Origin of the sequence: Aliiroseovarius zhejiangensis (assembly GCF_014656375.1) — a bacterium.
Lineage (GTDB): Bacteria > Pseudomonadota > Alphaproteobacteria > Rhodobacterales > Rhodobacteraceae > Aliiroseovarius > Aliiroseovarius zhejiangensis.
This window is the reverse complement of the sequence record NZ_BNCH01000003.1, coordinates 289788-310191: the sequence shown is the minus strand read 5'-3', so window position 1 is coordinate 310191 and position 20404 is coordinate 289788. Positions and strand designations below refer to the sequence as shown.

At 59.9% G+C, this 20404-nt stretch carries 19 protein-coding genes; 11 read left to right on the top strand and 8 right to left on the bottom strand.

From position 1 onward, the window contains the following. The first annotated feature begins 23 nt into the window (after positions 1–23). The gene (locus IE188_RS09430; protein ID WP_191286234.1) at positions 24–1568 is read left to right on the top strand and encodes an alanine/glycine:cation symporter family protein; all 1545 of its coding nucleotides are present in this window, start codon (positions 24–26) and stop codon (positions 1566–1568) included. Positions 1569–1645: 77 nt separating this feature from the next. Here IE188_RS09430 and lpdA read toward each other — a convergent pair whose 3' ends face one another. The 8 genes from lpdA to mdh all read right to left on the bottom strand — a co-directional run bounded on the left by lpdA (position 1646) and on the right by mdh (position 12353). Continuing rightward, positions 1646–3031, bottom strand: coding sequence for a dihydrolipoyl dehydrogenase (gene lpdA, locus IE188_RS09425; RefSeq protein ID WP_191286233.1), 1386 nt, complete (start codon positions 3029–3031; stop codon positions 1646–1648). Positions 3032–3119: 88 nt separating this feature from the next. Further along, entirely contained in the window at positions 3120–3509 is a 390-nt protein-coding gene (locus tag IE188_RS09420) for an MAPEG family protein (protein WP_191286232.1), read from the bottom strand. 436 nt (positions 3510–3945) lie between these two features. Continuing rightward, positions 3946–5436, bottom strand: a complete 1491-nt coding sequence (gene odhB / locus IE188_RS09415) for a 2-oxoglutarate dehydrogenase complex dihydrolipoyllysine-residue succinyltransferase (RefSeq protein ID WP_191286231.1) — start codon at positions 5434–5436, stop codon at positions 3946–3948. Between the two features lie 3 nt (positions 5437–5439). After that, positions 5440–8418, bottom strand: coding sequence for a 2-oxoglutarate dehydrogenase E1 component (locus IE188_RS09410; protein WP_191286230.1), 2979 nt, complete (start codon positions 8416–8418; stop codon positions 5440–5442). A 61-nt stretch (positions 8419–8479) separates the two neighbouring features. Beyond that, a complete protein-coding gene (gene sucD, locus IE188_RS09405) occupies positions 8480–9364 on the bottom strand; it encodes a succinate--CoA ligase subunit alpha (RefSeq protein WP_191286229.1) in 885 nt (294 codons plus the stop codon). A gap of 13 nt (positions 9365–9377) precedes the next feature. Beyond that, positions 9378–9857 (bottom strand): hypothetical protein, encoded by a 480-nt coding sequence (locus IE188_RS09400; RefSeq protein WP_191286228.1) that lies wholly within the window; start codon positions 9855–9857, stop codon positions 9378–9380. Positions 9858–9940: 83 nt separating this feature from the next. After that, on the bottom strand, positions 9941–11134 hold the full coding sequence (gene sucC, locus IE188_RS09395) for an ADP-forming succinate--CoA ligase subunit beta (RefSeq protein WP_191286227.1): 1194 nt from the start codon (positions 11132–11134) through the stop codon (positions 9941–9943). A gap of 256 nt (positions 11135–11390) precedes the next feature. Further along, positions 11391–12353 (bottom strand): malate dehydrogenase, encoded by a 963-nt coding sequence (gene mdh, locus IE188_RS09390; RefSeq protein WP_191286226.1) that lies wholly within the window; start codon positions 12351–12353, stop codon positions 11391–11393. Positions 12354–12511: 158 nt separating this feature from the next. Here mdh and IE188_RS09385 point away from each other — a divergent pair, with 158 nt between their 5' ends. From IE188_RS09385 to IE188_RS09340, 10 genes are all read left to right on the top strand, one after another. After that, positions 12512–13270, top strand: coding sequence for a sulfite exporter TauE/SafE family protein (locus IE188_RS09385; RefSeq protein WP_191286225.1), 759 nt, complete (start codon positions 12512–12514; stop codon positions 13268–13270). A gap of 111 nt (positions 13271–13381) precedes the next feature. Further along, positions 13382–14230: an HpcH/HpaI aldolase/citrate lyase family protein gene (locus tag IE188_RS09380; RefSeq protein WP_191286224.1), complete on the top strand. Its 849-nt coding sequence runs from the start codon at positions 13382–13384 to the stop codon at positions 14228–14230. 14 nt (positions 14231–14244) lie between these two features. Beyond that, complete coding sequence (locus IE188_RS09375) at positions 14245–14793, top strand: NnrU family protein (RefSeq protein WP_191286223.1); 549 nt, start codon at positions 14245–14247, stop codon at positions 14791–14793. Positions 14794–14796: 3 nt separating this feature from the next. Then, complete coding sequence (locus IE188_RS09370) at positions 14797–15000, top strand: DUF1737 domain-containing protein (protein WP_191286222.1); 204 nt, start codon at positions 14797–14799, stop codon at positions 14998–15000. Next, positions 15000–16034, top strand: coding sequence for a MaoC family dehydratase (locus tag IE188_RS09365; RefSeq protein ID WP_191286221.1), 1035 nt, complete (start codon positions 15000–15002; stop codon positions 16032–16034). Before IE188_RS09370 ends, IE188_RS09365 begins: the two co-directional genes overlap by 1 nt. A gap of 251 nt (positions 16035–16285) precedes the next feature. Further along, the gene (gene sdhC, locus IE188_RS09360) at positions 16286–16669 is read left to right on the top strand and encodes a succinate dehydrogenase, cytochrome b556 subunit (RefSeq protein WP_191286220.1); all 384 of its coding nucleotides are present in this window, start codon (positions 16286–16288) and stop codon (positions 16667–16669) included. Positions 16670–16679: 10 nt separating this feature from the next. Further along, the gene (sdhD, locus tag IE188_RS09355) at positions 16680–17051 is read left to right on the top strand and encodes a succinate dehydrogenase, hydrophobic membrane anchor protein (RefSeq protein WP_191286219.1); all 372 of its coding nucleotides are present in this window, start codon (positions 16680–16682) and stop codon (positions 17049–17051) included. An 18-nt stretch (positions 17052–17069) separates the two neighbouring features. After that, positions 17070–18875 (top strand): succinate dehydrogenase flavoprotein subunit, encoded by a 1806-nt coding sequence (gene sdhA / locus IE188_RS09350; protein ID WP_191286218.1) that lies wholly within the window; start codon positions 17070–17072, stop codon positions 18873–18875. 12 nt (positions 18876–18887) lie between these two features. Next, positions 18888–19667 carry a succinate dehydrogenase iron-sulfur subunit gene (locus IE188_RS09345; protein ID WP_191286217.1) on the top strand — a complete coding sequence of 260 codons (780 nt, stop codon included), beginning with the start codon at positions 18888–18890 and terminating at the stop codon, positions 19665–19667. Further along, on the top strand, positions 19667–20380 hold the full coding sequence (locus IE188_RS09340) for a ZIP family metal transporter (RefSeq protein ID WP_191286216.1): 714 nt from the start codon (positions 19667–19669) through the stop codon (positions 20378–20380). The genes IE188_RS09345 and IE188_RS09340 overlap by 1 nt, the downstream gene beginning before the upstream one ends. Positions 20381–20404: the final 24 nt, after the last annotated feature.

The window sequence follows — 20404 nt, the reverse complement described above, 5'->3', positions numbered from 1 at the left end:
TAACAATGCGAACAGGGATAGTCATGAGAAACAGTTTCAAAAAAGCGGCATGGGCCGCACCGGTCATGCTGGCAGCGACGGCGCCCGCGATGGCCCAATCCATGGACCAAAAAATCAACGACATGTTTGCCAGCTCGACCGGTTGGTTTGTCAGCTTCATCTTCAGCCCCTTCCCGGGCACGTCCTTTCCTTGGATCGTGGCCTGGCTGGTGATCGCGGCAACAATCTTCACGATCTACTTCGGCCTGATCCAGTTTAGAGCATTTCCGCATTCGATCTCGCTTGTGAAAGGGGACTATTCCGACCCCGATGACGCGGGCGAGGTCAGCCACTTCCAGGCGCTCGCCACTGCCCTGTCGGGCACCGTGGGGCTTGGCAACATCGCGGGCGTTGCGGTCGCAGTGGGCATCGGTGGGCCGGGGGCTACGTTCTGGATGATCCTTGCGGGTCTGATGGGCATGGCGTCAAAATTCACCGAATGCACCTTGGGTGTAAAATATCGCAATGAATACGAAGACGGCACCGTGTCCGGCGGCCCGATGTATTACATGACCAAGGGCTTTGCCGAACGTGGGTTGCCTGCGGGCAAATTTATGGCGATCCTGTTTTCGGTCTTCTGTATCCTCGGCGCGTTGGGTGGCGGCAACATGTTCCAGGCCAACCAGGCCCACGCGCAGATCGCCAATGTGGTCGGTGACTTCCCCGGCTGGATTACCGGCATCGTGTTTGCCACAATCGTGTTCGCGGTCATCATCGGCGGCCTGAAATCCATCGCCAGCGTGACCGAGAAAGTCGTGCCGTTCATGGGCGTCATGTATGTTCTGACCGCGCTGGTCATCCTGTTGATGAATGCCGACATGATCGGCTGGGCCTTCGGACAGATCTTTGCAGGGGCCTTCACCGGTCTTGGTGTCGCGGGCGGTATGGTCGGCGCGCTGATCCAGGGCTTCAAGCGGGCCGCGTTTTCGAACGAGGCTGGCGTTGGCTCGGCCGCCATTGCCCACTCGGCCGTGCGCACCAAAGAACCAATCACCGAAGGGTTCGTGTCCCTGTTGGAGCCGTTCATCGACACTGTCGTCATCTGCACGATGACTGCGCTTGTGATCATCATCACCGGTCAGTTGGTCAGCGACCCGGCCACGGGCATGTACCTGCTGGACGAAGGCGCATCGACGATCCAGACCATCGACGGCAACAAGGGCGTGGCGCTGACCTCGGCGGCTTTCTCGTCGACCTTCGGCTGGTTCAAATACGTGCTGGCGATCGCGGTGATCCTGTTCGCCTTCTCGACCATGATCAGCTGGTCCTATTACGGGCTGAAGGCTTGGACCTTCCTGTTTGGCGAAGGACACACGAAAGAGATCGTGTTCAAAGTGATCTTCTGCATCTTCGTGGTGATCGGCGCCTCGGCCAACCTTGGCCCGGTGATCGACTTCTCGGACGCGGCGATCTTTGCCATGGCGGTCGTAAACATCGTGGCGCTGTATTGCCTGATGCCGATCGTGAAGACCGAGCTGAACAGCTATCTGTCACGCCTCAAGTCAGGGGAAATTCGCAAGTTCCACTGATCTGACACTCGTAAGAGCCAAAAACACGAAAGCCACCGGAGCGATCCGGTGGCTTTCTCTTTGGGGTGGGGGTGGGTTCAGGCGTGGATCGCGCCGTCCCCACAGGCCAGCGCCGCCTCGCGCACCGCTTCCGAGAAAGTCGGGTGGGCGTGGCAGGTGCGGGCCAGATCCTCGGCTGACCCGCCGAACTCCATCAACACGCACGCTTCGTGGATCAACTCCCCCGCTGCGGGGCCCATGATGTGAACGCCCAACACGCGGTCGGTGTCTTTGTCGGCCAGAATTTTCACGAAACCGTCACCCTGGAACACAGCCTTGGCGCGGCCATTGCCCATGAAGCTGAACTTGCCGACCTTGTAGGCGCGGCCGTCTTCCTTCAACTGCTCTTCGGTCTTGCCGACGGACGCCACCTCGGGTGCGGTATAAACGACGCCCGGGATGACGTCGTAATTCACATGGCCCGCCTGACCGGCGATGGCTTCGGCGACCGCCATGCCTTCATCCTCGGCCTTGTGCGCCAGCATCGGACCTTCGATGACATCGCCAATGGCCCAGATCCCATCGACCGAGGTTTTCCAATGATCCGTGGCGATCTGCCCGCGCTCGGTCATCTTCACGCCCAGCGCGTCCAGCCCCAGACCGTCGACATAGGGACGACGCCCGGTGGCGACCAGCACCACATCGGCGTCAATCGTATGATCGCTGTCATCCTTGCGCAGCTTGTAGTTCACCGTGGCCTTGGTTTTCTTGGCGTCCACACTTTGAACAGCCGCGCCCATGACAAAGCTCAGACCCTGCTTTTTCAGCGCACGCTGGAACGTTTTGGCCAGATCCTTGTCCATCCCCGGCGTGATCATGTCGAGGTATTCGACCACCGTCACCTCGGCCCCCAAACGGGCATAGACAGACCCCATTTCCAGCCCGATCACACCGGCCCCGATCACCACCATCTTCTTGGGAACCTTCGGCAGCTCGAGCGCCCCGGTCGAGGTCACGACGACTTTTTCGTCCACCTCGACCCCAGGCAGGCTGGACGGCTCGGATCCGGAAGCAATCACGATATGCTTGGCCTTGTGCACCTCGTCACCAACCTTCACCTGACCGGCGGCGGGGATCGAGCCCCAGCCTTTCAGCCAATCGACCTTGTTCTTCTTGAACAGGAACTCGATGCCCTTGGTGTTCTGGCCAATGACGTCATCCTTGTAAGCCAACATCTGCTTCCAATCGACCGAGGGGCTTTTGCCCTTCAGGCCCATCTTGGCGAAGTTGTGTTCGGCCTCGTGCAGGCTGTGGGACGCGTGCAGCAGCGCCTTGGACGGGATGCAGCCGACGTTCAGGCAGGTGCCGCCCAGGGTCTCGCGCCCTTCGACACAGGCGGTTTTCAGACCCAGCTGGGCACAACGGATCGCGCAGACATAGCCGCCCGGGCCGCCGCCGATGATAATTACGTCATAGTCTGCCATGTGTCTTGTCCTTTCGTTTGGGGTCCGGGCGTGGCCTCTGTCAGCCCTCGCCCGGCGCGCCCCGGAGCATGTTTTTACCTAGTGATATTCATATGAGCGCCGAGATCAACATCACCGCCGTCGCGATCAGCCCCACGGCCCAGATCAGCGATCGCCAGGGCGACCAGCCAAAAAGATAGGCGGGCAGATACAAAAGCCGCGCGGCCAGATAGACATAGGCGCATGTTTGGCTCGTCGCGGTGGATTGCCCCGATACGGTGACCACCACCACGGCGGCGGTGAACAGGATCAGCCCTTCGAAATGGTTGTTCAACGCCCGCTGCGCGCGCCCCGCCTTGCCCGTCAACTCGCGCGGCGTATCGCGCGGAGAGGCCGCGTATTTCGACCCGACCTGCATCTGCGCCAGAACGGAGTAGATGCAGAACTGGACCACTTGCAGCAGGCCTGCGAGGGCGAGGATGGTGAGTTCGGGGGTCATGTGTGCTTAGCCCCAGCTTGCTCATGTCTTCCGCAACTTTCAACGTAAACGTCGGTGAAACTGCTGTAGCCTAATTCGCACTCGATCATTTCATGTTTCTCCTTGGCCCTACCTGCTTTCGTCTAATTCATCGACGTCTATGAACCAGGTGATCAGCCACATACCAAAGTTACCGAAAAAACCGATCTGCCAAACCTTCCAGCCTGACACAGTCACTTGGATATTTCCAAACATAGGAACGAATATTCCCACGAAGAACATCACAAAGAATACCGCCCAAACCATTGTAAACAAATGGGACAGAGGACTCTCAGCATATGACGCTAACAGCTTCTCTCGCTCGATTTTGCGAAAAAGTAGATCCCAAATGGTTTTGATTATCACCGCGATCACTATACACGTAACAATTAGAACCATCTGAGATACTTCTCTTCCTTCACAAATCCATCAACAACCGACGTGGATCTTCCAGCGCCTCTTTCACGCGCACAAGGAAGGTCACAGCGCCTTTGCCGTCCACGATCCGGTGGTCATAGCTCAGCGCCAGATACATCATCGGGCGGATGACGACCTCTCCGTTGATCGCCATCGGGCGGTCCTGGATTTTGTGCATGCCAAGGATACCCGATTGCGGCGGGTTCAGGATCGGCGAGGACATGAGCGAGCCATAGACGCCACCGTTCGAGATGGTGAAGGTGCCGCCCTGCATTTCCTCCATCGACAGCTTGCCATCACGGGCTTTGCGGCCCTTTTCGGCAATCGCTTTTTCGATCGCGGCAAAGGACATGGCATCAGCATCATTGATCACCGGCACCACAAGACCCGTGGGCGTGCCAGCAGCGACACCCATGTTCACGTAGTTCTTGTAAACAATGTCGGTGCCGTCAATTTCGGCATTCACTTCCGGCACTTCCTTCAGCGCGTGGCAGCAGGCCTTGGTGAAGAAAGACATGAAGCCCAGACGCACGCCGTGTTTCTTTTCGAACTCGGCTTTGTATTCGTTGCGCAGCGCCATCACCTCGGTCATGTCCACCTCGTTATAGGTGGTCAGCATGGCGGCGGTGTTCTGGCTGTCTTTCAGACGGCGCGCGATGGTCTGACGCAGGCGCGTCATCTTCACGCGTTCCTCGCGCGCGGCGTCGCCAGCAGGGCGCGGGGCGGCAGGCGCGGCTGCCGGGGCAGGCGCAGCCTTCGGTGCGGCAACAGCAGCGGCCACATCATGTTTCATCACGCGACCATCACGGCCCGTACCCTGCACATCGCCCGGTTTCAGACCGGCCTCGGCCATGGCTTTCTTGGCGGAGGGGGCGTCTTCGACATCCTTGCCGGTCGTTGCCGACGCCTGTGCCGATGCGGGTTTGGGGGCGGGTTCCACGGCCCCATCCGCGCTGCCGCTGATCACGGCCAGTTTCGCCGACGCGTCGACGGTTGTGCCTTCGGGGGCGAGGATCTCGGCCAAAACACCTCCTGTCGGGGCCGGGACCTCGACCGATACTTTGTCGGTTTCCAGCTCGCACAGCATTTCATCCTGCGCGACGGTATCGCCAACCTGCTTGAACCAGCTGGACACGGTCGCTTCGGTCACGCTTTCACCCAGACTGGGCACCATCACGTCGACGGCCTGCGCGTCAGAGCTTGCGGGTTTGCTGTCGGCTTTGGCGTCCTGAGCAGGCGCAGGGGCGGCCCCTTCGCCTTCGCTGATCGTGGCCAGAAGCGCGTCGACACCCACCGTTTCCCCTTCGGCCGCGACGATTTCGCCCATCACACCGGCGGCGGGGGACGGGACCTCGACCGTCACCTTGTCGGTTTCAAGCTCGCAGAGCATTTCGTCCACGGCCACCACATCACCGGGTTTCTTGAACCAGGTTGCGACGGTTGCTTCGGTGACGCTTTCGCCCAGTGTCGGGACCCTTACTTCAATGCTCATGGCTTAATTTCCTTCCATGTTCAGCGCCGCGTCGACGAGCGCCTCTTGTTGTGCTTTGTGCTGTGATGCCAGACCGGTGGCGGGGGACGCCGATGCCGGACGCCCGGCATAGACGGGCCGCGTATGCTTGGCCCCGATCCGGGTCAGCACCCATTCGATATTCGGTTCGACGAAGAACCAGGCGCCCTGGTTCTTGGGTTCTTCCTGACACCAGACGATCTCGGCCTGCTTGAAGCGTTCCAGTTCCTTGACCACCGACATGGCGGGGAAGGGATAGAACTGTTCAAGCCGCAGCAGATAGATGTCGGTGATGCCGCGGCGGTCGCGTTCTTCCAAGAGGTCGTAATAGACCTTGCCCGAACACATCACGACGCGCTTGATCTTCTTGTCCGTGACCAGCTTGGCCTCGGACCGGCCGGTGCCATTGTCACGATCACCGTCGTCCCACAATACGCGGTGGAAGCTGGAGCCTTCGGTGAAGTCCTTGGCATCCGACACCGCCAACTTGTGACGCAGAAGCGATTTCGGCGTCATCAGGATCAGCGGCTTGCGATAGCCGCGATGAAGCTGGCGGCGCAGAATGTGGAAATAGTTGGCAGGCGTGGTGCAGTTGGCCACGATCCAGTTGTCACCGCCGCACATTTGCAGGAAGCGTTCCAGACGGGCCGAACTGTGTTCTGGCCCCTGCCCTTCATAGCCATGCGGCAAAAGGACGGTCAGGCCGGACATGCGCAGCCATTTCGACTCGCCGGACGAGATGAACTGGTCGAACATGATCTGCGCACCGTTGGCAAAATCGCCGAACTGCGCTTCCCACATCACCAACGCGTTGGGTTCGGCCAGCGAATAGCCGTATTCGAAGCCCAGCACCGCGTATTCCGACAGCATCGAGTCGATCACCTCATACCGCGATTGACCCTCGCGGATGTGGTTCAGGGGATAATAGCGTTCTTCCGTGTCCTGGTTGATCAGGCCGGAATGGCGCTGGCTGAACGTGCCGCGCGTGGCATCCTGACCCGACAGGCGAACCGGGAAACCTTCGGTCAAGAGAGATCCGAAGGCAATCGCCTCGCCGGTTGCCCAGTCAAAGCCGGTGCCGGTTTCAAACATCTCTTTCTTGGCTTCCAGCAGCCGGCCCACGGTTTTGTGCAGCGGAAAGCCTTCGGGGACCGTTGTCAGGGCCTTGCCGACCTCGGCCAGCGTGTCCGTGGAAATATCGGTCTTGCCGCGCTGGTATTCATCGCTTTCGCGTTCCAGATGCGACCAGCGCCCATCCAGCCAGTCGGCCTTGTTGGGCTTGTATTCCTTCCCGGCCTCGAACTCTTCGTTCATCTTGGCCTGGAAGGCGGCTTTCATGTCCTCGATCTCGCCCGCCGGGATCAAACCATCCTTGACCAGCCGATCGGTATAGATCTGAAGCGTGGTCTGGTGCTTCTTGATCCGCTTGTACATGAGCGGGTTGGTGAACATCGGCTCGTCGCCTTCGTTGTGACCAAAACGGCGATAGCAGAAAATGTCCAGAACCACGTCCTTGTGGAACTTCTGGCGGAACTCGGTCGCGACGCGGGCGGCGTGAACCACGGCCTCGGGATCGTCACCATTCACGTGGAAAATCGGCGCTTCCACCATCAGCGCGATATCCGTGGGGTAGGGCGACGAGCGGCTGAAATGCGGCGCGGTGGTAAACCCGATCTGGTTGTTCACAATGACATGCATTGTGCCCCCGGTCTTGTGACCGACCAGACCAGACAGGCCAAACCCCTCGGCCACGACACCCTGACCGGCAAACGCCGCATCACCATGCAGCAGGATCGGCAACACCTGATCGCGGTCCTTGTCGTTCATCTGTTCTTGCTTGGCGCGCACCTTACCCAACACGACCGGGTTCACGGCCTCAAGGTGGGACGGGTTCGCGGTCAAGCTGAGGTGCACGATGTTGCCGTCGAACTCGCGATCCGAGCTGGCGCCAAGATGGTACTTCACATCGCCAGAGCCATCGACCTCTTCCGGTTTGAAACTGCCGCCCTGAAACTCGTTGAAAATCGCGCGGTAAGGTTTTTGCAGCACATTCGCCAGAACCGACAGACGGCCCCGGTGCGGCATGCCGATCACGATCTCTTTCAGGCCCAGCGCACCGCCGCGTTTGATGATCTGTTCCATCGCGGGGATCAGGGCTTCGCCCCCATCCAGACCGAACCGCTTGGTGCCCATGTATTTCACGTGCAGGAATTTCTCGAACCCTTCGGCCTCGACCAGCTTGTTCAGGATGGCGCGGCGGCCTTCGCGGGTGAACTTGATCTCGCGGTCAAACCCTTCGATCCGTTCTTTCAGCCAAGCCGATTGGGCGGGATCGGAAATATGCATGTATTGCAGCGCAAATGTGCCGCAATAGGTGCTTTTCACAATCGCCAGGATCTGCCGCATCGAGGCGACTTCCAGCCCCAGCACGTTGTCGATGAAAATCGGGCGGTCCATATCCGCCTCGGTGAACCCATAGGACGCGGGATCAAGTTCGGGGTGCGGTGTCGTCTCGCGCATGCCCAGCGGGTCAAGATCCGCCACCAGATGCCCCCGGATCCGATAGGCGCGGATGATCATCAGGGCGCGGATACTGTCCAGCACGGCGCGCCTGACCTGATCGTCAGACAGTTGGACGCCCTTTTCAGCCGCCTTCGCTTCGATCTTCTTGCCTGCCGATTTCGCTTCGGCCACCGGCTCTTCCGGCCATTGGCCGTCCAACCCGTGAACCCGGTCGCCCGTTGGCATTGGCGGCCAGTCGGTGCGCGCCCAGGACGGCCCGGCCGCCTCGGCGGTCACGTCGCCGCCATCATCCCCAAGCTCGGCAAAAAACGCCTGCCACGCGGCGTCCACCGCGTTCGGGTCCTTCGCATACTGGGCGTAGAGCTGTTCAAGATACTCAGCGTTGTGACCTTGCATGAAGCTTGACGCATGGAAAAGGTCGTTGGGGCTTTGATCCGTCATGGGTTCACCTGAAAAATGAGAGAACACGCGCCCCTGCGTCCAGGGGCGCGCGCCTTGATATTTACTTGCCGATCGCTTCCAGCACGGCCTCGCCCAGCGTGGCGGGGCTGTCGGCAACGACGATGCCAGCCGAACGCATGGCTTCGATCTTGTCCTCGGCTCCACCCTTGCCACCGGCAACGATGGCACCCGCGTGGCCCATGCGGCGACCCGGAGGTGCCGTACGGCCAGCGATGAAACCGGCAACCGGCTTCCAGCGGCCTTTCTTCTTCTGGTCCGCCAGGAATTCAGCGGCTTCTTCTTCTGCCGAGCCACCGATTTCACCGATCATGATGATCGACTGGGTCTCGTCATCGTCCAGGAACATGTCCAGCACGTCGATATGCTCGGTGCCCTTGATCGGGTCACCGCCGATGCCGACCGCGGTCGACTGGCCCAGACCGATGTCCGAGGTCTGCTTCACAGCCTCATAGGTCAGCGTGCCGGAGCGCGATACGACGCCAACCGAGCCACGCTTGTGGATGTGGCCGGGCATGATGCCGATCTTGCAGGCGTCGGGCGTGATGACACCGGGGCAGTTCGGGCCAATCAGGCGCGATTTCGAGCCGTCCAGCGCGCGCTGCACCTTCATCATGTCCAGCACCGGAATGCCTTCGGTGATGCAGACGATCAGTTCCATCTCGGCATCAATCGCCTCAAGGATCGAGTCCGCTGCGAAGGGCGGCGGCACATAGATCACCGATGCATTGGCTTCGGTCTTGGCTTTCGCCTCGTGGACCGAGTTGAAGACCGGAAGGTCCAGATGCGTCTGCCCCCCTTTGCCCGGCGTCACACCGCCGACCATCTTGGTGCCATACGCAATGGCCTGTTCCGAGTGAAAGGTCCCCTGCGAGCCGGTGAAGCCCTGACAGATCACCTTGGTGTTTTCGTCGATAAGGACTGCCATTTGGCGTTCTCCTTTAATACTGTTTAGGGGCTGCAATAGAGAGGGTGAGTCCTCTGTATCCCATGCCGCCGATATCTGTAGTGGACAAGAAAGCACCGCTGAGCACTTCGTCTACCAACCATGCTCTGTAGCGTTGCCCAGCAGTCGATTCATCTACGTAGGGCTGCGAAAGCTGAATATGCTGCTCAAGGATATCCATCGCGCGCTCTGCATCCAAAAAAGGATTAGAAACAGCGCAAAATTGATATGTGACACCTCGAAGTTTACCTTCACTGATCCCAATGAGAAATGGTGCTCCTGGTCCGTCCGTTGCGATCCAACCTTGGAAAGGAGCTTGGGGATCTTGGGGGGCTAACAGCAACTCATACTCCTTGGGCAGTTCAGCGTATCCCAGCGTAGATGCGATCGCTCCAACCTTGTCCAATCGCCCAGGGTTCTGAGCACAATTCCCGAGAAATGCAGAGATGAAGTCTTTCGGCTCAACACTGCGCATGGACTCTCCGACAGACGCTGGTTCTGACACAGCGTGAGTTGTTGAAACCAGCAATAGCATTGGTAGACGAAAGACCACGCCCATCAGCCCTTCACCGCTTTCACGATTTTCTCTGCGCCGTCCGACAGGTTGTCGGCAGCGATCACATCAACGTCGGAGTTGTTGATGATGTCTTTGCCGGCTTCCACGTTGGTGCCTTCCAGACGCACGACCAGCGGAACCTGCAGGCCCACTTCTTTCACGGCTGCAACCACGCCCTCGGCGATCACGTCACAACGCATGATGCCGCCGAAGATGTTCACAAGGATGCCCTTCACGTTGGGGTCCGAGGTGATGATCTTGAAGGCCTCAGTGACTTTCTCTTTGGTGGCGCCGCCACCCACGTCAAGGAAGTTGGCAGGCTCAGCACCGTAAAGCTTGATGATGTCCATCGTGGCCATCGCAAGGCCCGCACCGTTCACCATGCAGCCGATTTCACCGTCCAGAGCGATGTAGTTCAGGTCGTATTTAGACGCTTCCAGCTCTTTCGGGTCTTCTTCGGTGGTGTCGCGCAGCTCAGCGATATCCGGGTGGCGGTAAACGGCGTTGCCGTCAAAACCGACCTTGGCGTCCAGCACTTTCAGATCACCACTGTCAGATACGATCAGCGGGTTGATCTCCAGCATCTCCATGTCCTTTTCGGTGAAGGCTTTGTAGAGCTGGCCCATCAGTTTGACGCATTGCTTGACCTGCGCGCCTTCCAGGCCCAGCGCAAAGGCGATGCGGCGACCGTGGAAGCCTTGATACCCCGTCGCGGGATCGACCGAGAAGCTCAGGATTTTTTCCGGGGTCGCGGCGGCGACCTCTTCAATGTCCATGCCGCCTTCGGTCGAGCAGACGAACGAAATGCGCGAGGTTTGCCGGTCAACCAACAGAGCGAGGTAAAGCTCACGCTCGATGCCGGAGCCGGCCTCGATATAGATGCGGTTGACTTGCTTGCCTGCCGGTCCGGTCTGGTGCGTGACCAGCGTGCGGCCCAGCATCTTCTTGGCTTCTTCGGCGGCTTCTTCCACCGACTTGGTCAGGCGGACACCGCCTTTTTCACCGGCGTCAGCTTCCTTGAAGGACCCCTTGCCCCGGCCACCTGCGTGGATTTGCGCTTTCACCACCCAAAGGGGGCCGTCGAGTTCACCTGCGGCGGTCTTGGCATCTTCTGCTTTCAATACGGCGCGCCCCTCAGAGACGGGAGCACCATAGGATTTCAGAAGGGCCTTCGCCTGGTATTCATGAATGTTCATGAAATCATCCTATCCAGTTGGTCCATTTGGTCGCCGACACCATGCACAACTGACTGGTCGTTCAAAAACACTTTCTGCGGAAACAGGGGTTTTTTGCGCTAAACCTGCTTTTTTGTGATCACACGCTAAAATGCTGTGATCACAAAACACTTCACCTGCTTACAACCGCCGAAACAACTGATTCTAAAGGCGTGTCGGGAAAACAAAAAAAGGGCGTCCCTGAACGGAACGCCCCGGCACGGTTTCGCAAGTCAGATCAGGCCAGCGAGCTGTCGATCCCCTTGCAGGCTTCCACAAGGCCTTTGACGGCATCAACGGATTTGTCGAACATGGCTTGTTCGTCTTTGTCCAGTTTGATGTCGATGACCTTTTCGATGCCGTTGGCGCCGATGATGGTCGGCACGCCCACATAGAAGCCGTCCAGCCCATATGCACCATCCACATAGGCCGCGCAGGGCAACAGGCGTTTCTGGTCATGCAGATAGGCTTGCGCCATTTCGATTGCCGAAGCGGCAGGCGCATAATAGGCCGACCCGGTTTTCAGAAGGCCCACGATCTCGGCGCCGCCATCCCGGGTGCGCTGAACGATTGCGTCCAGTTTTTCCTGGCTGGTCCAGCCCATCTCGACCAGATCCGGCAGCGGGATGCCGCCAACGGTCGAATAACGGGTCAGCGGCACCATCGTGTCGCCATGGCCGCCCAGAACGAAGGCGGTGACGTCGCGCATCGACACATCGAATTCGACCGACAGGAAGTGACGGAAGCGCGCCGAATCCAGCACGCCGGCCATGCCGACCACCTTGTTGTGCGGCAGACCCGAGAATTCGCGCAGCGCCCAAACCATCGCGTCCAGCGGGTTGGTGATGCAGATCACGAAAGCGTTCGGGGCGTGTTCCTTGATGCCTTCGCCGACCGACTTCATGACCTTGAGGTTGATGCCCAGAAGGTCATCGCGGCTCATGCCCGGCTTGCGCGGCACACCTGCGGTGACGATGCAGACATCAGCGCCAGCAATATCTTCGTAAGACGTGGTGCCCGAAAGTGCTGCGTCGAACCCTTCGACGGGGCCGCTTTCGGCAATATCCAGCGCCTTGCCCTGCGGGATGCCGTCGGCAATATCGAAAAGAACGACGTCGCCCATTTCTTTCAGGGCGGCAAGGTGGGCAAGGGTGCCCCCGATCATGCCGCTGCCGATAAGCGCAATCTTTGGTCTGGCCATGAGGTTGATCTCCGATCAGTTGTTTTCGGGCGCATGGGTAGTCCTTATCCTGCGTCCGCGCAAGGGTGCCGCGTTGCGGCATAAGGCTGCGCTTGCCCCAATGCGTCATTCGCGATAGCGCTAAAACACTCGTTTTCCAGCGGCTTGAGGGACGCGCCATGCCCGAGGTACTGGACCTCACCTTCTTTGTCTTTGCGATCCCCGCAGTGATCTTTGCGGGGATTTCCAAGGGCGGTTTCGGTTCTGGCGCGGCCTTCGCGGCGACGCCGTTGCTGGCTCTGATTCTGGAACCGGGTGCGGCGATCGGGCTGATGTTGCCGCTGTTGATGCTGATGGATGTAACTGCGCTGAAACCCTATTGGCGCAAGTGGGACATGCCATCGGCCAAGGCGTTGGTCTTGGGCGCCGTGCCGGGTGTGGCCATCGGCGCGCTCGTGTATTCCATCGCGGACCCGGATGTGTTCCGCCTGTTGATTGGCCTGATCGCAGTCGGCTTCGTCGCGTTTCAGGCCGCCCGCGCGCGGGGTCTGATCACGCCCGCATCCCACCCGATGTCGATCGGTCTTGGCGGGTTCTGGGGGGTGATCGCCGGGTTTACCAGTTTCATCAGCCATGCGGGCGGCCCCCCTGCGGCGGTGTTCCTGTTGTCGCGACGGTTGGACAAAACCACGTTTCAGGCGACGACCGTGATCAGTTTCTGGGCGATAAACCTTATGAAATTCGTGCCCTACTTCGCGTTGGGGATATTTACCTGGCAGACGGCCAAGGCCAATCTGTTCCTGATCCCCTTTGCCATACTCGGTGTCTGGATCGGCGTTCACATGCACCACCGCCTGTCCGAGCGGGGCTTCTTTGCCTTCACCTATCTGTTCCTGATCATCACCGGCACGAAGCTGATCTGGGATGGTCTGACATGACCTTCAGCGGTGCGCGGCACCAAGAAATTTCTGCGATGCGGCAAATCCACCCTTGCGGAATGGTGCGCAGATGTGGTCCCTTGCGCAACAATATTGCGGAGGCTCAGAATCATGTCCACTCGTCCCTATCGTTCCGTCCTGTATATCCCCGGCTCGAAAGAGCGCGCGCTGGAGAAAGCGCGCACCCTGCCCACCGATGCGATCATCTTCGACCTCGAGGACGCCGTCGCCCCGGATGCCAAGGTCGAGGCCCGCGCGATCCTGAAGGCAGAACTGGACAAGGGCGGCTTTGGCAATCGGGCGAAGATCGTCCGGATCAACGGCTTTGATACGAATTGGGGCAAGGATGATGTGGCGGCTTTCGTCGGCGCCGACATAGATGCAATCCTGATGCCCAAGGTTGGGTCAGCGGCGCAACTTGACGAACTGGCGGCCCTGATCCCGGATGTCGATCTGTGGGCGATGATGGAAACACCGCTGGGCATGCTGAACGCCGCCCAGATCGCCGCCCACCCGCGCCTGAAGGGGTTCGTGATGGGCACGAACGACCTTGCCAAGGAACTCAACACCCGCTTCCGCGCCGACCGTCTGCCGATGATGGGCGGGCTGCATCTGTGTCTGCTGGCAGCCAAGGCGCATGGTGTGGTGATCGTGGATGGCGTCTATAACGCCTTCAAAGACGATGAGGGGCTACGGGCCGAATGCGATCAGGGGCGCGACATGGGGATGGACGGCAAGACCCTGATCCACCCTGCGCAACTTGAGATCGCGAACACCGCCTTTGCGCCCTCGGACGCCGAGATCGACCTGGCCCGCCGCCAGATCGCTGCGTTTGAAGAAGCCGAGGCCTCGGGCCAGGGCGTCGCGGTTGTGGATGGTAAAATCGTCGAAAACCTGCATGTTGTGACGGCAAAGGGACTTCTGGCCAAGGCGGACGCCATCGCCAAAATGGCCGACTAACGCGGAGACTGTTCATGGCAACGATGATCATCGGCATCGCCCTGTGGTATGCAGGGCATTTCTGGAAACGCGCCCTGCCCGCCCGCCACGCCGCGATGGGGGACAAGGCCAAGGGTGTCTCGGCCCTGATTCTGGTTGTTGGAATCGTGTTGATGGTGATCGGCTATCGCAGCATCGAAAGCTATGACCTGTTTGCCTATCCGGCCTTCCTGAAACATATCAACAACCTTGCCATCCTCGTCGCGATCTATTTCATGAGCCCCGGCCCGTCGAAAGGCGCGCTGTTTTACCGGATGCGCCACCCGATGCTGACCGGTTTCATCATCTGGAGCGTGGCGCATATCGTGGTGAACCCGGACCCGGCCTCGATCATCCTGTTCGGCGCGCTGACGATCTGGGCGGTGGCCGAGATCATTGTGATCAACCGGGCCGAGCCGGAATGGACACCCAACACCAAGGGCACCATCGCGAAGGATGGAATGTTCCTTGGCGCGTCCGTGGTTTTGACACTGGTTATTGGATTCATCCACGGGCTGATCGGCCCATCGCCCTTTGGAATGTGAGCCATGAAACTCTATCGCCTGCTGACCGAAGATGACACATCGGCCTTCTGTCACAAAGTCACCGCTGCCCTGAACAAGGGGTGGGAACTGCATGGCGACCCCGCCTATGCCCATGATGCCGCGACCGGCAAGATGCGCTGCGCGCAAGCGGTGGTGAAGGTCGTTCCCGGCGACTACACGCCCGACACGAAACTGGGAGATTACTGATGGCAAAAACCAACCCCGGCCGCTTTTTTGAAGATTACAAGCTGGGCGACGTGATCCACCACGCGGTGCCGCGCACCGTGGCCGAAGGGGAACGTGCGCTGTATCACGCGCTGTATCCGGCCCGTCATGCGCTCTATTCCTCGGACGAGTTCGCGGGCAATTGCGGGCTGGACGGGTCGCCCATCGACGACCTGATCGCGTTTCACATCGTGTTCGGTAAGACCGTCCCCGACATTTCTCTGAACGCCGTGGCGAACCTTGGCTATGCCGAAGGCCGGTGGCTGAAGCCGGTTTATCCGGGTGACACGCTGCGGTCGTCATCCGAGGTGATCGGGCTGAAACAGAACTCAAACGGTAAATCGGGCGTGGTCTGGGTGCGCACGCGCGGTGTGAACCAGATGGACGAGCCCGTGCTGGACTATGTGCGCTGGGTGATGGTGCGCAAGGGCGACCTGGATGCGCCTGCGCCCGACACGGTGATCCCTGACCTGAAACCTTCGCTGGACGCTGACGATCTGGTGATCCCCGCCGGGCTGTCTTTCGAAGATTATGACTTCACGCTGGCCGGTGAGCCGCATCGTTGGGGCGATTACGACGTTGGCGAAAAGATCGACCACGTGGACGGCGTGACCGTCGAAGAAGCGGAACACATGCTGGCCACGCGCCTGTGGCAGAACACGGCCAAGGTCCATTTCGACGCCACCTTCCGGCCAGACGGGAAGCGGCTTATCTATGGCGGCCACGTGATCTCGATGGCGCGGGCCTTGTCCTTCAACGGGTTGGCGAATGCGCAGATGATCGTCGGATTGAATGGCGGGGCACACGCGAACCCCTGCTTCGCGGGCGACACGATCCGCGCCTGGTCCGAAGTTCTGGACAAGGCCGACACCGACGCGCCGGGCGTAGGGGCCGTGCGGCTTCGGTTGGTGGCGGCAAAGCACGGTGCGCCGGCGTTCTCGCTGAAGGGCGAGGATGGCAAATACCACCCGGACGTCATGCTGGACCTTGATTACTGGGCCTTGATGCCGAAATAGGGAACGCATCGCGAAACCAGCCCGGCGCGTATGCCGCTTTGCAGCATTTGTCGCCGGATTGCCCTATATTTTCGGTCGGATATACGGCTACCCCTGTTGTGATCACAAGATTAATTTTTGTGATCACAAGGTGCAAATTTCAGGCGTGTTAGCGCAAATTCGGCGCGTTTTGCCATCCTTAAAGCGTGACTCTGCACCGCAAATGGCGCTATTCCTGTCTCAACAGTCGCAACAGACAGAAGGAGGCCGCCATGGCCGACGTGAATAGGGGCAACCGCCCCCTTTCCCCGCATCTGCAGATTTACCGCCCGCAGCTGACCTCCATGACCTCGATCTTCGCCCGGATCACCGGCGTCGCCCTTTTGGGGGCAGCGATCCTGGTCGTGTGGTGGTTTTTCGCGGCGGCGATGGGCCCCGGATATTATGACTTTGTGAACGGGCTCATGACCTCGTTCATCGGGGATGTGATTATGTTCCTGGCGCTCTGGGCCTTGTGCTACCACGCCCTGTCCGGCCTGCGACACCTGATCTGGGACATCGGCATCGGGCTAGAGGTCGACACCGCCGAGAAGATGGGCCTTGGCGTCATCTTCGGCTCCGTCATTCTGGCGATCATTGTCGCCATCATCGTGTAAGGGGGCAGACATGCATTACCTGACCGACCGCAAACGTGCCGAGGGCAAAGGGGCTTCCGGCTCTGGCACCGAACATTTCTGGGGCCAGGCCATTTCTGCCGTTGGCCTTCTGATCCTGATGCCGCTGTTCGCGCTGACCTTCGGCAGCGCGCTTGGACTGCCGTATGAAGAGGCCGTGGCCTATTACCACCGCCCCTTCCCCGCCATCATCGCCGCCATGACGCTTGTGACCGCGATGGTGCACTTCCGTCACGGCATTCAGGTCGTGATCGAGGATTATTCGCGCGGCGTGACCAAGAAGGCGCTCGTGATCCTCAGCACGGCGCTGGCCTATACAACACTTGCGGTTGGCCTTTACGGCCTGGCCCGCATCGCCTTTTAAGACCGGAGAGCACCCCAAATGGCAGCTTACGAATACGAAACGCACGAATATGACGTGGTCGTGGTCGGTGCCGGCGGCGCTGGTCTGCGCGCCACGCTTGGCATGGCCGAACAGGGTCTGCGCACCGCTTGCGTGACCAAGGTCTTCCCGACCCGCTCACACACTGTCGCAGCCCAGGGTGGCATCGCCGCGTCCCTGTCCAACATGGGCCCGGACAACTGGCAGTGGCACATGTACGACACGGTGAAAGGCTCGGACTGGTTGGGCGACACGGACGCGATGGAATACCTGGCCCGTGAAGCCCCCAAGGCGGTTTACGAGCTTGAGCATTACGGCGTCCCCTTCTCGCGCACCGAAGAAGGCAAGATCTATCAACGTCCCTTCGGCGGCCACACCACAGAATTTGGCGACGGCCCACCCGTGCAACGGACCTGTGCGGCCGCCGACCGGACCGGCCACGCAATCCTGCATACGCTTTACGGCCAATCGCTGAAGAACAACGCGGAGTTCTATGTCGAATACTTCGCCATCGACCTGATCATGTCCGAAGACGGGCAATGTCAGGGCGTTGTCTGCTGGAAGCTCGACGATGGCACGATGCACGTTTTCAACGCCAAGATGGTCGTCCTGGCCACGGGCGGCTATGGGCGTGCCTTCTTCTCGGCCACCTCGGCCCACACCTGCACCGGCGACGGTGGCGGCATGGTGGCTCGTGCGGGCCTTGCCTTGCAAGATATGGAGTTCGTGCAGTTCCACCCGACCGGCATTTATGGTTCGGGTTGCCTGATCACCGAAGGTGCGCGTGGCGAAGGCGGCTATCTGGTCAACAGCGAAGGCGAACGGTTTATGGAGCGGTACGCGCCCCAGTATAAAGACCTTGCCCCGCGTGACTACGTCTCCCGCTCGATGACCATGGAAATCCGCGAAGGCCGTGGTGTGGGCGCCGAGAAAGATCACATCTATCTGCACCTCGATCACCTGCCCGCCGAGGCGCTGGCTGAACGCCTGCCCGGTATTTCGGAAAGTGCGAAGATCTTTGCGGGTGTCGACGTGACCAAGGAACCGATCCCGGTTCTGCCGACCGTGCATTACAACATGGGCGGCATTCCCACGAACTATTGGGGCGAGGTGTTGAACCCCACGAAGGACGACCCGACCGCTGTCGTGCCCGGCCTGATGGCTGTGGGTGAAGCGGGCTGTGCCTCGGTCCATGGGGCCAACCGTCTTGGGTCAAACTCTCTCATTGACCTCGTGGTCTTTGGCCGCGCCGCCGCGATCCGCGCAGGCAAGGTGGTGGATGCAGAAGCGTCGAACCCGGTTCTGAACCAGGCGTCCGTTGACAAGGCCTTCGACCGTTTTGACGGTTTGCGCAATGCAAGCGGCGCGGTTCCGACCGCCGAGCTGCGTCTTGAGATGCAGAAAACCATGCAGGCCGACGCCGCCGTTTTCCGCACTGCCAAGACCCTCAAGGAAGGCGTCGAGAAGATGACCAAGGTGGCTGCCAAGTTGGACGATCTTGCCGTCACCGACCGGTCACTGGTCTGGAACTCGGACCTGATGGAGACGCTGGAACTGACCAACCTGATGCCTAACGCGCTGGCCACCATCCACGGCGCCGAAGCCCGCCACGAAAGCCGTGGCGCCCACGCGCACGAGGATTACCCCGAGCGTGACGACAAGAAATGGCGCGTGCACACCGTCAGCCGCGTCGACGGCACCAAGGTTGATCTGAGCTATCGCCCCGTCATCACAGACCCGCTGACCACCGAGAACGAAGGTGGCATTGCCTTGAAGAAAATCGCGCCCAAAGCGCGGACGTTCTAAGGAGGACACGACATGGTTCAATTCAGACTTCCAAAGAACTCGACCATCCGCACCGGCAAGACATGGCCAAAGCCCGCAGGCGCGACCAATATCCGCAAGTTCCAGATTTACCGCTGGACCCCGGATGATGGCGAAAACCCCCGCGTCGACACCTATTTTGTCGACATGGACACATGCGGCCCGATGGTTCTGGACGCGCTGATCAAGATCAAGAACGAGATTGATCCCACCCTGACCTTCCGCCGGTCCTGCCGCGAAGGCATCTGTGGGTCCTGCGCAATGAACATCGACGGGATCAACACGCTGGCCTGTATCTATGGGATGGATGAGGTGAAGGGCGATGTGAAAATCTATCCTCTGCCCCACATGCCGGTCGTGCGCGACCTGATCCCGGACCTGACGCATTTCTATGCGCAGCACGCTTCGATCATGCCGTGGCTGGAAACCAAGACCAATCGCCCGGCGAAAGAGTGGAAGCAGTCCATCGAGGACCGCAAGAAGCTGGATGGGCTCTATGAATGCGTCATGTGCGCCAGTTGCTCGACCTCGTGCCCCAGCTATTGGTGGAACGGGGACCGGTATCTTGGGCCGGCCGCGCTGCTTCATGCGTATCGCTGGATCATCGACAGCCGCGACGAGGCGACCGGCGAACGGCTGGACGAGCTTGAAGACCCCTTCAAGCTCTATCGCTGCCACACGATCATGAACTGCGCCAAGACTTGCCCGAAGGGATTGAACCCGGCCAAGGCCATCGCGTCGATCAAGAAAATGATGGTCGAACGCACGCTGTGATGGGCGACATCCTTCATGCAATTCTGTTGGCCGCCCTTGCCGGGGCGGCCATTCCATTTGGGGCGTGGCTTGCAGGGTTCGACCGCCTTTTGCCCGGCACGTTGCGCAACGAAGCCAATCACTGGATCATGGCATTTGGTGCGGGCGCGCTTCTGTCCGCCGTCACACTTGTGCTGATCCCCGAAGGGATCGAGCGGGTGCCGGGTCTTGTTGCCCTGCTGCCGCTGATCCTTGGGGCCGTGGCGGCACTGGCGGCGGATGTTGCCTTGTCACGTCGGGGCGGGTCCAAGGCGCAATTCATGGCGATGCTGATGGATTTCATCCCTGAAGCCATCGCCATGGGCGCGATCCTGACCGCCGATCCCAACCTTGCGGTCTTGCTGGCGGTCCTGATCGGGGCGCAGAACATGCCAGAAGGGTTCAATGCGGATCGGGAACTTGCAGCATCCGCAGGTACTTCGCGCAAGACACGCCTGTTGTTGTTTCTTGCCCTTGTGCCTGTGGGACCGTTAGCCGCGGTGATGGGCATCACGCTGTTCTCAAGCCTTCCGACAGTATTGGGCGGGCTGATGCTGTTTTCGGCAGGCGGTATCCTCTATCTGATGTTCCAGGACATCGCGCCGCAAGTGCCGGTTGACCGACACTGGTCCCCGCCACTTGGGGCGATACTGGGATTTGCCTTCGGGCTGGGTGGGCATATCCTGACCCTATGACAGCGTATTCCGGCACATCTTTGG

What these genes read in the sequence shown, in the direction of transcription:
- IE188_RS09430 (WP_191286234.1), top strand. Translation starts at nt 24, where the DNA reads ATGAGAAACAGTTTCAAAAAAGCGGCATGGGCCGCACCGGTCATGCTG.
- lpdA (WP_191286233.1), bottom strand. Translation starts at nt 3,031, where the DNA reads ATGGCAGACTATGACGTAATTATCATCGGCGGCGGCCCGGGCGGCTAT.
- IE188_RS09420 (WP_191286232.1), bottom strand. Translation starts at nt 3,509, where the DNA reads ATGACCCCCGAACTCACCATCCTCGCCCTCGCAGGCCTGCTGCAAGTG.
- odhB (WP_191286231.1), bottom strand. Translation starts at nt 5,436, where the DNA reads ATGAGCATTGAAGTAAGGGTCCCGACACTGGGCGAAAGCGTCACCGAA.
- IE188_RS09410 (WP_191286230.1), bottom strand. Translation starts at nt 8,418, where the DNA reads ATGACGGATCAAAGCCCCAACGACCTTTTCCATGCGTCAAGCTTCATG.
- sucD (WP_191286229.1), bottom strand. Translation starts at nt 9,364, where the DNA reads ATGGCAGTCCTTATCGACGAAAACACCAAGGTGATCTGTCAGGGCTTC.
- IE188_RS09400 (WP_191286228.1), bottom strand. Translation starts at nt 9,857, where the DNA reads ATGCGCAGTGTTGAGCCGAAAGACTTCATCTCTGCATTTCTCGGGAAT.
- sucC (WP_191286227.1), bottom strand. Translation starts at nt 11,134, where the DNA reads ATGAACATTCATGAATACCAGGCGAAGGCCCTTCTGAAATCCTATGGT.
- mdh (WP_191286226.1), bottom strand. Translation starts at nt 12,353, where the DNA reads ATGGCCAGACCAAAGATTGCGCTTATCGGCAGCGGCATGATCGGGGGC.
- IE188_RS09385 (WP_191286225.1), top strand. Translation starts at nt 12,512, where the DNA reads ATGCCCGAGGTACTGGACCTCACCTTCTTTGTCTTTGCGATCCCCGCA.
- IE188_RS09380 (WP_191286224.1), top strand. Translation starts at nt 13,382, where the DNA reads ATGTCCACTCGTCCCTATCGTTCCGTCCTGTATATCCCCGGCTCGAAA.
- IE188_RS09375 (WP_191286223.1), top strand. Translation starts at nt 14,245, where the DNA reads ATGGCAACGATGATCATCGGCATCGCCCTGTGGTATGCAGGGCATTTC.
- IE188_RS09370 (WP_191286222.1), top strand. Translation starts at nt 14,797, where the DNA reads ATGAAACTCTATCGCCTGCTGACCGAAGATGACACATCGGCCTTCTGT.
- IE188_RS09365 (WP_191286221.1), top strand. Translation starts at nt 15,000, where the DNA reads ATGGCAAAAACCAACCCCGGCCGCTTTTTTGAAGATTACAAGCTGGGC.
- sdhC (WP_191286220.1), top strand. Translation starts at nt 16,286, where the DNA reads ATGGCCGACGTGAATAGGGGCAACCGCCCCCTTTCCCCGCATCTGCAG.
- sdhD (WP_191286219.1), top strand. Translation starts at nt 16,680, where the DNA reads ATGCATTACCTGACCGACCGCAAACGTGCCGAGGGCAAAGGGGCTTCC.
- sdhA (WP_191286218.1), top strand. Translation starts at nt 17,070, where the DNA reads ATGGCAGCTTACGAATACGAAACGCACGAATATGACGTGGTCGTGGTC.
- IE188_RS09345 (WP_191286217.1), top strand. Translation starts at nt 18,888, where the DNA reads ATGGTTCAATTCAGACTTCCAAAGAACTCGACCATCCGCACCGGCAAG.
- IE188_RS09340 (WP_191286216.1), top strand. Translation starts at nt 19,667, where the DNA reads ATGGGCGACATCCTTCATGCAATTCTGTTGGCCGCCCTTGCCGGGGCG.